At 67.2% G+C, this 10,773-nt stretch carries 6 protein-coding genes and 2 pseudogenes; 6 read left to right on the top strand and 2 right to left on the bottom strand.

Annotation, left to right across the window (positions count from 1 at the left end):
* Positions 1-230: 230 nt before the first annotated feature.
* Positions 231-395 (bottom strand): annotated as a pseudogene (locus ACLP25_RS06180) (carboxylesterase family protein); the annotation flags it as partial.
* A 187-nt stretch (positions 396-582) separates the two neighbouring features.
* Here ACLP25_RS06180 and ACLP25_RS06175 point away from each other — a divergent pair.
* The 6 genes and pseudogenes from ACLP25_RS06175 (at position 583) to ACLP25_RS06150 (ending at position 7,332) form a co-directional block, all read left to right on the top strand.
* Positions 583-2,066 (top strand): annotated as a pseudogene (locus ACLP25_RS06175) (amidase).
* A 361-nt stretch (positions 2,067-2,427) separates the two neighbouring features.
* Entirely contained in the window at positions 2,428-4,746 is a 2,319-nt protein-coding gene (locus tag ACLP25_RS06170; RefSeq protein WP_442468349.1) for a condensation domain-containing protein, read from the top strand.
* Positions 4,743-5,585: an ABC transporter permease gene (locus tag ACLP25_RS06165; RefSeq protein WP_442468348.1), complete on the top strand. Its 843-nt coding sequence runs from the start codon at positions 4,743-4,745 to the stop codon at positions 5,583-5,585. Before ACLP25_RS06170 ends, ACLP25_RS06165 begins: the two co-directional genes overlap by 4 nt.
* Positions 5,586-6,749: an ABC transporter ATP-binding protein gene (locus ACLP25_RS06160; protein WP_442468347.1), complete on the top strand. Its 1,164-nt coding sequence runs from the start codon at positions 5,586-5,588 to the stop codon at positions 6,747-6,749.
* Positions 6,749-6,883, top strand: a complete 135-nt coding sequence (locus tag ACLP25_RS06155) for a hypothetical protein (RefSeq protein WP_442468346.1) — start codon at positions 6,749-6,751, stop codon at positions 6,881-6,883. The genes ACLP25_RS06160 and ACLP25_RS06155 overlap by 1 nt, the downstream gene beginning before the upstream one ends.
* 173 nt (positions 6,884-7,056) lie before the next feature.
* Positions 7,057-7,332, top strand: a complete 276-nt coding sequence (locus tag ACLP25_RS06150; RefSeq protein WP_442468350.1) for a sterol desaturase family protein — start codon at positions 7,057-7,059, stop codon at positions 7,330-7,332.
* 32 nt (positions 7,333-7,364) lie between these two features.
* On the opposite strand, the gene ACLP25_RS06145 is transcribed toward ACLP25_RS06150, so the two are convergent.
* A complete protein-coding gene (locus tag ACLP25_RS06145; protein ID WP_442468345.1) occupies positions 7,365-10,685 on the bottom strand; it encodes a non-ribosomal peptide synthetase in 3,321 nt (1,106 codons plus the stop codon).
* Between the last annotated feature and the right edge of the window lie 88 nt (positions 10,686-10,773).

Here is a 10,773-nt window from a genome sequence, read left to right as displayed (position 1 = left end):
CCGGCGGGGCTCCGGCCGGCAGCATCGACGTGATCAACGACGACGACCCGACCGGCCCGCGGCGTAGCTGGCTGTCGGTCTCGAAAAGCACCGGCCGTCAGGACTACCCCTCCGTGCCAATGACGATGAGACAAACGCCCCAAATCAAGCCTGAAATCCAAGCCTAAATTACCAACCCAGGCGTCTCATTGTCGTTGACACGTTCCGTACGACCTCGACGTTAAACCATTTCACTGTCCCTGTCGCCATGGCGTACTCAAGAGGCAATCTTCCGCTTCAGATCGCGGACCATTCGTGCTTTTCGCGGCGGAGCAATAGGCGCCGAAGGTTTTCGCCTCTCGGACATCGTTCCAGCTTTCTACCGGGGCACGCCAACGTCTGTCGCTGACGGGCGGGGCGGCATAGGGACATAGGTGACTACAACCAGGGTTCGCATGTGGTTCTCATGGCGGCGCTCGAGGGATGCCCGATTAGCGAAGTGCGGTAGCGGCGCTTTTGCCATCGGCGGAGCGGGAGCGGAATTGCGGCGATCGCCATCCTCGTTATTCTGTTCCGGACGCTTCACCTTGCGGAGTTTCGTTCATGATCGGAAGCTCTTCCCACCCTGCCGCGCCATGGGCGTACCGCACCGCGAGCGAACTCGCGGCGGCTGTGCGAGAGCGCAGGGTCTCGGCTTTCGAGCTGACGGAAGCGTTCATCGCCCGGATCGAAGCACTCGACGGGGATCTCAACGCCGTCCCGGTCCGCGACTTCGAGCGGGCCCGCGAGGCCGCGCGCAAGGCCGACGTGGCGCGCTCGAACGGCGAAGCCGCGCCGCTTCTCGGCGTACCCATGACGGTCAAGGAATCCTACAACGTCGCCGGATTGCCGACGACCTGGGCTTTCCCGCCTTCAAGGATTACGTCGCGCAAGAGGACGCGCTTACCGTCAAGCGACTGAAGGCGGCAGGGGCGATCGTCCTCGGTAAGACCAACGTGCCGGTCGCGCTCGGCGACTGGCAGAGCTACAACGCCATTCACGGCACGACCAACAATCCCTGGGACAGGACGCGCTCGCCGGGCGGCTCGTCGGGCGGTTCGGCGGCGGCGCTCGCCGCCGGGTTCGGCCCGCTGTCGCTCGGCTCCGACATCGGCGGCTCGCTGCGCAATCCCGCTCATTTCTGCGGGGTGTGCGCGCACAAGCCGACCTTCAATCTCGTTCCCGCGCGCGGCCACGTCCCGCCCGGCCTGCCCGACCTGCCCGTCGTGCGGGACCTCGCCGTCGTCGGGCCGATGGCGCGCTCGGTCGACGACCTCGTCCTTCTGCTCGACATCGTCGCCGGCCCGGACGAGACGGCCGACGGACGGGCCTATAGGCTTGGGCTTCCCCTGCCGCGCGCCGAGGACGCGAAGGGGTTCCGGGTTCTTCTGATCGCGGATCATCCCCTCGTCCCGACGTCAGCTTCGGTCAAGGCGGCGCTCGAGCGCCTTTCGAAAGAGCTCGTCTCCGCCGGCGTCGACGTCCGGCGCGAAACGCCGCTCCTGCCGGATCGCGCCGCGTCGGCGAGGCTCTACATCAAACTGCTCAGCGCCGTCCTGACGTCGGCCATGCCGGACAAGCTTTATCAAGAGACGAGAGCCGCCGCGGAGAGCCTCCCTGCCGCGGAGCCGGGCCTCGGCGCGGAATTCCTGCGCGGGGCGCTACTGAGCCACAGGGATTGGGTACAGGCCGACTTCGCTCGCCAGAGGCTGAGGCAGCAATGGCGCGACTTCTTCCGGCATTTCGACGTGGTAGTTTGCCCGGTGGGTTCGACTCCCGCCTTTCCTCACGATCAAAGCGAGCGCCAAAACGACCGGAGAATCGATGTCGACGGCGAGGCTTTCCGGTACCTGGATCAGCTCGTCTGGGCCGACCCCGCCACGACCTGCGGCCTGCCGGCGACCGTCGTTCCCATCGCTGTGGCGGACGGCCTGCCAATCGGCGTGCAGATCATCGGCCCGGAATACGAGGACCGCACGCCGCTCGCCTTCGCCCGGCTGATCGATCAGGCGTTGGGCGGCTTCACCCCGCCGCCCGATTACGCATGAAACCGAGGGGAGAGGACTCATCTCGGGCATCTAAAGTACCCTGTCTGAAAGAGCGCTTCGATACGCCTTCCTATCAGGCAGGAGTAAACTCACGTCACCCCAATACCTCCTCAGGGTTTCCACCTTCGCCGTAGCATCGGCTTCGTTCAATTCCGATTCTGGCAGAAATCCTTAAGCTTTAGCACACGCATGACAGACTCTTAGTGCCCCCCCCCGACGGTTGCTCAATCCAACCGAGAAGGGTTAGATGCCGCGTTGCACACATAGGAGACAAGTCTTCGTGGGAGCGGTCTTAGTCATGGACGGGGTCATGGGGCCGATGGGCGCGGACCACCGTGCGAGCTTGCGGCAGATTTGGCCAATGTCCTCCGCACAAGCGCGCGTGTGGTATATCGACGAGGTGGCCGGCGGCGACGCGCCGAACAACCTCTGTTTCGGCCTGCACCTCGAGGGGGAACTGGACTGCGCCGCGCTCGAGCTTGCTCTGCACTACGTCGTCAACCGCCACGAAACCCTTCGCACCACGTTCGATCTGCACGAGGGCGAGTTCGTTCAGACCATTCATCCCGTGCTTCGGCCCGTGCTGGACATTTCGGCTTGCTCCGAGCAGGAAGCCTACGCGCGCGCGATGCAATCGGCTCGGGAGCCGTTCGACCTTCGGCGGGGCCCGCTGGTGCGCGTCCTTCTGCTCCGTATCTCCCCGCGCCGGCACGTCCTGGTCATCACGGTGCACCACATCGTGGCCGACGCTTGGTCGCTCGGACTTCTCATCGACGAACTGGCCGAGAGCTACGCCGCTTTCGCCGCTCGCCGGGAGCCTCGCCTTCTTCCGCTCCAGGTTCAGTACGCAGATTACGCCAAATGGCAGCGGGGGTGGTTGAAGGGCGCGGAAGCGGAACGGCAGCTCGCCTCGTGGCGGGTCGCGCTCGCGGACGCGCCGTCGCTGCGCTATGCGACTGCCGCCGAGGCCCCGGCCGCCGACTTCGCGGGAGCGAGCCGTGCAATCAGGATCCCCCACGCGCTCTTGCGGTCCCTCAAGCGGTTCGATGCGACGCCCTACACCGTGTTCCTCGCGCTGCTGGCGATCGTTTTGTGGCAACGGACGGGCGCGCGGGACGGGATTGTTGGCATCGCCGTCGCCGGCCGCAATAGCGTGGAGACGGAGCCCGTAATCGGCCTGTTCGCGAACCTGCTGCCTGTTCGCACTGTGCTGTCCCCCGACGAACCTTTCGCCACCGTGCTGCACCGGGTTCGAGACGCCATGCTGCATGCGCTCTCCCACCAGGAGCTGCCGTTCGAACGACTCGTCGCCGCGCTGCAGCCGCATCGTCACAAGGGGCGCAATCCGCTGTTCGACGTACTGTTCGTCGCGGTCAAGGCGGCCGCCTCAGCTCGCCCCTTCGGTCCGCTCCAGGCGAGCCCGTATCCGCTCGAAAGCCACGCGGCCCCGTTCGAGCTCAGCGTCAGCCTCGTTGAGGAGACGGACGTCCTGTGCTGGCTGCGAGCAGAATTTCGAACGAGCCGCTATACGAGCGACCAGATCGTGGCCCTCCTCGAGCACTGCCTGCTCCTGGCCGGAATGGTGGTCGCCCGCCCCATGGCGGCGGTCGCGGAGCTGCCGCGGGCGTCTGCCTGGGAGACCGCCAACCCTGGCGCCGCGATCCCCTTGTCCATGGCTGCACCTCCCGCCGCCTTGCTTCAGGGCGGCCCGCACGAGGACCTGATCGCCCGCGAGTGGGAAGCGGCCCTCGGCGTGCCCGTCGCAGATCGGGATGTCAGCTTCTTCGACCTCGGCGGGCACTCGCTAAAACTGGTCGCCATGGCGGCCCGTCTGGGCCGTGCGCTTGGGCGCAAAGTTCCCATCTCGCTCCTGCTCGAAGAGCCGACCGTCTCCGGGATGGCTCGCCGGATCGAGGGCGGCTGGTCGCCCGTTTCCGTGCAGCCGATCCAGACCCGCGGCGCGCGAATTCCGTTCTTCTGCTCCATCCCGAACGTCACTGTCCGCGACCTCGCCCTCGCGCTCGGGTGGGATCAGCCGCTTTATCTGCTGGACGCGTTCGGATTGCAGGAACGGCGCCTCCTGGCTGGCGAGGCGCTGCTGACCTCGGTGACGGACGTGGCCGCCGTCTTCGTCGCCGACATGCTGCGGATCTGGCCGAAAGGCCCGTTCCTCCTGGGCGGCATGTGCGACGGCGGCATCTTCGCGCTTGAAGCGGCGCTGCAGTTGCAAGCCCTCGGCAGTCCCGTCGCGCTTCTCGCCCAGTTCGACACCCCCGTCCGCGGCTACTTCCGCAAACGCCACATCTATCCCGCCCGACTGCGCCGCATCCGCCGGCTGATCGCCAACGGCCAGATCAAGGACAAGCTCCGGCAACGTCTCGCCGCCTTGCAGGTTCGCCTCGCGCCCGGTCGCTCGGCCGAAGACCCCTACGAGCGAGTCTGGACCGCCACCTGGCGAATGCTGCGCGCCTGGCGGCCCGCACGTCGCTTCGAGGGTCGGATCGAGTTCTTCCAAGCGGTTCCGACCGAAGGTTTCGTCGACGTCACCGAGGGGTGGGCCGCTCGGGCGAGCGAGGGGTTGCGCGTCCACGCCGCGGGCGGAACGCACTCGTTGATGCTCGCTCACCCGCCTGCCCAGCATTTGATTGCGCAGATCCTCAAGGAAGCCCAGCGGCGATGACCCTCCCCCTGACGGCGCCGCGCCCGCGGACGGTCATCCGCCCGCTGCGCTCCCCACTCGACGTGCTGGTCGGCGCCCAGGCGCTGCTGCGTTACCGGAGCCTCGTGCGGGCCATGACCCTTGCCCGGCTCAAGGTCCGCTACCGCCAATCCCTCCTCGGCTGGCTCTGGGCCGTGCTGCAGCCGCTCGCGCTCGTCGTGCTGTACGGTGCGATCTTTTCCCACCTCGCCGCATCGCGCCCGACGCCCTACGCGCTGTTCGTGTTCGCCGGCGTGGTTCCCTGGGCGTTCTGCGCGACATCGATCAGCACCGCTGCCAGCGGAATGCTTGCGCACCAGCACCTGATCAAGCAGGTCTACTTCCCGCGCGAGATCATCCCGCTCTCCTTCGTCGCCGCGTCGTTGTTCGACCTTCTCTTCGCGACGGGCGTGCTGCTGGCGGCGGCGAGCTATGCCGGCTCGGCCCCCTCCTGGGCGCTCCTCGGCACGGCCCCGATCCTGGCGATCCTCGTCCTGCTCGTGACCGCGATCTGCCTGCTGATCTCGGCGCTGCAGATCGGCATCCGCGACATCAGCGTCGCCCTTCCGCTCGCGCTTCAAGTGCTCATGTTCTCGGCCCCCGTCGTCTACCCGGCGACGATCGTTCCGGCATCGCTGCAAAAGCTCTATTGGCTCAATCCGGTGGCGCTGCTCATCGAGGCTTTCCGGAGCGCGGTCCTGGACGCCGCAACGCCGCGAGTTGGGGATCTCGTGTACTGCGCGGGCGTCGCGCTGGTCGCGCTCACGGTCTCCTACCTATTGTTCAAGCGCACGGAGACCGCCTTCGTCGACGAGGCTTGAGTGAGCGATATCGTCGTCGATCGGATCTCGAAACGCTACCGCATCCCGCGGCGGCGAGAGCCTTTTTGGGCGCTGCGCGGGGTCAGTTTCGAGGTCGGGCGCGGCGAGGCGCTTGGCGTCGTCGGTGCCAACGGGTCCGGCAAGACCACGCTCATCCGGCTGCTGTGCGGCATCACCACGCCGACGGAGGGCGAGGTCAGGCTCGATGGGCGGCTATCCGGGCTGGTCGACGTCGGAGCCGGATTCCACCCCGATCTCACTGGGCGGGAAAACATCTTCCTCAACGGCGCGATCCTCGGGATGAGTCATCGCGAGATCGAGCGGAAGATCGGGAGCATCGTCGAGTTCTCCGGCATCGGCCCGTTCCAGCACCTGCCGGTCAAGAAATATTCCTCCGGAATGTATGTCCGCCTCGGCTTCGCGATCGCCGTCCACCTCGACGCCGACATCCTGCTGCTGGACGAGGTGCTGGCCGTCGGCGACATCGAGTTCCAGGCGCGCTGCTTCGACCGGATCGGCCAGCTCCGCGGCTCCGGCAAGACCATCGTCCTGGTCTCCCACGACTTGGCCGCGATCGAGCGGCTCTGCGACCGCGCGCTCCTGCTCGCGCACGGCGAAGTGACCCGAAACGGCGATCCGCGGGCCATTATCGAGGCCTACCAGGAAGAGAGCTATCGCGCGTTGCCCGACCCGGCCCGTGGGAGCACGGCCCAGCGCCCCATCGTGGCCGCTCGCTTGACGTTCGAGGGCCACGATGGCGGCCCGGCGCGGACTGGCGATCCGCTCACCTGCCGCCTCGCCTACGAGGCGAATCGAGCACTGGGGGACGTCGTCTTCACCGTCTCCTTCAACTGGCCGAGCGGCTATCTGTGCACGGAGATCTCGTCCGGCGCAGGCGCCAACCTCGAGGCCGGCGCCGGCGAAGTGGAATTCACCATCCCCCTCCTCGTCATGCAGCGCGGCCTCTACAGCGTGGACGTCGCCATCAGTCGCGGCGGCGAGCGGCTGGACTGGCGACCGCGCTGTTCGCTGCTTCGCGTTGATCCTGGGCGGATCATCGCCGGCGACTTCTACCAGGACCATCGATGTCAAATTCGTCAGCACTCCACCGGCGCAGGGGCGAACGTCCGACACTCTGATTCTTCCGTCACGCGGTGCAACTGATGCTGAAATCCCTGGTGTACACGATCGTCAACAGTCCCGTTTTGTTCTTCGCGACTTTCTTCCTCACGCGAGCCTGCATTTGGACGGTCGTGGAAATGATCGGCGCGCTCGATCCGCCCCGCACGCGAAGGTGACCCCGAAGGACTTGGGCGCCGAGTTGTTCAATGTCTTCGTCGTCATCCCGATCGTCTTCTTCTTGCATGACCGTGCGTTTCACGTCTGGCCATTCCCGAGAGCCGTCACCGGCCTCCCGCTTCCGGTCCGCGTCGCCATCTACCTCGTCGGAACGGATTTCGGGTATTATTGTATGCACCGGCTGATGCATACGCGGCATTTTTGGCGCTTCCATAAGTGGCACCATTCGCCGACCTATATGTATTGGCTGGCCGGGTGCCGCGCGACCGTCCAGCAGCAATTCCCGGTCGGCGTCCCGTATATTAATTTTCACCGTCTGGGATCGTCTCTTCGGCACCTTTCTCGATCCGTCCACCGTGAGGAACACGAAGGAGCTCGGTTTCGGGATTGGCGAGAAGGCAAACCCCGTGCGCCTGATCGCCGGCCTGTGATGCCACATTGGCGCTGACGCCACGAGGCCGTCCGCAAGCGAGCGGGCGGTCAGCCGCCCCGCTGCATCTGCTCGCGGCGGACTTGCGCCAGCAGCGCTTCGATCTGCTCCGGCGTCATCCGGCTCAGTTCGGCGGCCAGATCGCTCCGGGCCGCCTCCGGGCGGGGCGTGATCGCCGGGATGCGCGCGGTCGCGTCGCTCGCCTTCGCGCTCGCCACCGCTCGCGCGAGCGCCGCGATCGTCGGCTCGTCGAACAGCGCGCGAATCGACACCTCCACCAGGAATTCCTTGCGCAACCGCACGATCACCTGCATGGCGAGCAACGAGTTGCCGCCGAGATCGAAGAAATTGTCCTCGGCGCCGATTCCCTCGAGCTTCAGCAACCCTTCCCAGATCGCGGCCACACGTCGTTCCAGGTCGCCGTCAGGCGCGCGGCCGGCCCCGGTCGCGGCGTCGCCCAGCGTCAGCGAGTCGAGCAGCGCCTTGCGGTCGATCTTGCCGCTCGGCAAGGTCGGGAGCGCCGGACGCCAGAGGATGGGGCCCGGCACCATCGCCGGCGGCAGCCGGGTGCGCAGGAAGCCGCGGAGCTCCTCGGCCCGCAGCGTCCGTCCGTCCTTGCTGGTCACGAACGCGGCGAGCTGGCGCTGCTCCGAGGCCTCGCTCGTCGGCAGAACCACCGCCTGCAACACCCCCGGATTCGCGAGCAGGTTGGCCTCGACTTCCCCCAGCTCGACCCTGACCCCCCTGATCTTCGTCTGCGCGTCCGAGCGCCCGAGATATTGGATCGCGCCGTCCGCCCGGTGGCGACCCCGGTCGCCCGTCGCGAACACGATGGCGTCCCGTACGAAGGGATCGGGGAGGAAGCGCTCGGCCGTCAGGTCGGGGCGTCCCCAATAGCCGGCCGCGAGACAGTCGCCGCCGACGTGGATCGTGCCATGCACCCCGGTCGGGACCGGTTGGCCCCGATCATCCAGGATGTAGATCCGCGTGTTGGCGATCGGCTTCCCGATCGGAACGACGTCCCGGTCTTCGGCCGTGACCTCGTGCACGGTTGCATCCCCGGCCACTTCCGCCGAGCCATAAAGGTTCAGGAGGCGGGCGTCCAGCACCGTCCGCCGGAACCGCGAGGCGAGGTCCGGATGCAGCGCCTCGCCGCTGACCGTCCACCACCGCAGGGCGGGCAGCCGCGCGCCGAGGTCGGGCGCGTGGTCGAGCAGGACGCTGAGCAAAGTGGGAACCAGCACGATGCGGCTGACCCGATGCTCAGCCAGCAGGGCGATCATCGCGTCCGGATCGAGCACAGTGTCATCCGGCACGATCACGGTGGGAACGCCGCAGACCAGCCCGCCGAACATCTCCCAGACAGCGTCCACGAACCCCAGCGCCGTCTTTTGGCAGACCACCTCGCCGGGCTCGAACGGGTAGGCGTGGCGCATCCAGTGGAACCGGTTCATCGTCGCCCGGTTCGTGCCCATGACGCCCTTCGGCACGCCGGTCGACCCGGAGGTCCACACCACGTAGGCGATGTCGCCGGGAGCGGTCGCGCTGACGGGCGACGAGAGCGGCGCCGACGACATCGCGGCGCCGGCGCCGAGCAACAGCGCCTCGACGCCGTCCGGCAGCTCGCTCTGCAGGTCGCTTGTCGTCAGCACCAGCCGGCAGGCCGCATTCGCGAGCAGCAGGTGCAGCCGGTGCCGCGGCTGCGCGGTGTCGAGCGGCACGTAGGGGCACCCCGCCTTGAGCAGCCCGAGGATCGCCGCGTAGGCGTCGCTCGAACGGCGCAGGTAGACCGCGACCGGCTCGCCCGGCTGCACGCCGCACGCCCTGACCGACTGCGCCACCTGCGCGGCCCGCTCGTCCAGATCGCAGTATTTGATGCGGCGCGCGCCCTCAATCAGCGCCACTGCATCTGGCGTCCGCGCGGCCTGGGCCGAGAAGGCGCTCGCGATGGTCTCGTCCTGCGGATAGGCCGCCTCCGTGGCATTCCAGTCTCGGATCAGGCGATCGCGCTCCGCCGGGCTGAGCAGCTCGAGTCGTCCGATCGGGATCGGGGCGTCGATCGTCTCGACCACGCTCGCAAGAAGGTTTCGGAAGTGCTGTCCCATCCGCCGTGCGGTCCCGGCCTCGAACGTGTCGGCGTTGTATTCGAGCCAGCACTCGATCCGCCCGTCGCGATCCAGCGTCTCAAGCGTCAGGTCGAACTTCGCCGTCCCCGGATCGACATCGAGCTCCTCCAACGTCAGGCCCGGCAGCCGCGCGTGCTGCCGCGGCGCATTCTGCAAGATGAACATCGCCTGGAACAGCGGCGCGTGACTTCGGCTCCGCTCCGGCCGGAGCGCGGCGAGGAGCCGCTCGAACGGCAGGGCGCGATGCGCCAAGGCGCCGAGCACGCCATCGCGCACCCGTCCCAGGACCTCGGCAAACGTCGGCTCGCCGGAAAGATCCGTGCGGATGACCAGCGTGTTGACGAAGCAGCCGACCACCTTCGCCAGGTCGGGGTCGTCGCGCCCTGCCGTGGGTGAGCCGACCAGGATGTCCGTCGCGCCGCTGTAGCGTGCAAGCAGCACCTGGAACGCGGCGAGCAGCCCCATGAACAGGGTCGCGCTTTCCGCGCCGCAAAGCGCCTTGAACCGCGCGGTCAGGATCTCGTCGATCGCGAATCGCTCTATCGCGCCACGATGACTCGGCGAGACGGGTCGTGGACGGTCGGTCGGGAGCGGGAGCAGGGCCGGATGGCCGCACAGCCGCCCTTTCCAATAGGCGATCTCCTCGCACAACGCCTCGTCGGTCAGGTGGTCGCGCTGCCAGCTCGCGTAATCCGCGTAGCTCAACCGGGTAGCTGCGAGCCGCGGCTGCCGTCCCGCCGCGAGATCACCGTAAATCTCGGCGATCTCGTTGAAAAGCGTGCTCATCGACCAGCCGTCCGTCACCGCATGGTGCATCGACAGCACCAGCACGTTGTCCTTGGGCGCGATCCGCAACAGCCTCAGCCGGAGCAGCGGCGCGCGCGCGAGATCGAAGCCTGCGCGCCCCTCTTGCGCCGCCAGCGCGAGCGCGGCTTCCAGTCCGGACAGCTCCTGAACGGGCAGCTCGACCTCAGCCTGTTCGTGGATGACCTGCATCAGCTCGCCGTTCACAAGAGCAAGGCTCGTCCGCAGGACCGCATGCCGCTGGACGAGCGCCCGGAACGCCTTGCGGACCAACTCGGGGTCGAGCGAGCCCAGGATCCGAAATGCCCTCAGAAGGTTAAAGGCCGGCAGGCCTGGCACGAGCTGCTCCGCCAGCCAGAACCCCGTTTGCGCGAAGGAGGGCGGAGCGAACCTTTGGTCAGGGGTCGAGTGCTCGCGACCCGCCCTCTCTGCGGTTTCCATGGCGCGAATTCCCTTGACAATGCCATGAACCGGCAGCAAAGCCGCTCACAACGGTGTTCCGAGGCCGCGAAGGAAGTTGAGGATCGGT

The sequence above is a fragment of the Roseiarcus sp. genome, from assembly GCF_052145395.1.
Classification (GTDB): domain Bacteria; phylum Pseudomonadota; class Alphaproteobacteria; order Rhizobiales; family Beijerinckiaceae; genus Roseiarcus.
The sequence above is the reverse complement of the archived record's forward strand: the minus strand, read 5'-3'. Positions and strand labels throughout refer to the sequence as shown.

What these genes read in the sequence shown, in the direction of transcription:
- ACLP25_RS06170 (WP_442468349.1), top strand. Translation starts at nt 2,428, where the DNA reads ATGTCCTCCGCACAAGCGCGCGTGTGGTATATCGACGAGGTGGCCGGC.
- ACLP25_RS06165 (WP_442468348.1), top strand. Translation starts at nt 4,743, where the DNA reads ATGACCCTCCCCCTGACGGCGCCGCGCCCGCGGACGGTCATCCGCCCG.
- ACLP25_RS06155 (WP_442468346.1), top strand. Translation starts at nt 6,749, where the DNA reads ATGCTGAAATCCCTGGTGTACACGATCGTCAACAGTCCCGTTTTGTTC.
- ACLP25_RS06150 (WP_442468350.1), top strand. Translation starts at nt 7,057, where the DNA reads ATGCACCGGCTGATGCATACGCGGCATTTTTGGCGCTTCCATAAGTGG.
- ACLP25_RS06145 (WP_442468345.1), bottom strand. Translation starts at nt 10,685, where the DNA reads ATGGAAACCGCAGAGAGGGCGGGTCGCGAGCACTCGACCCCTGACCAA.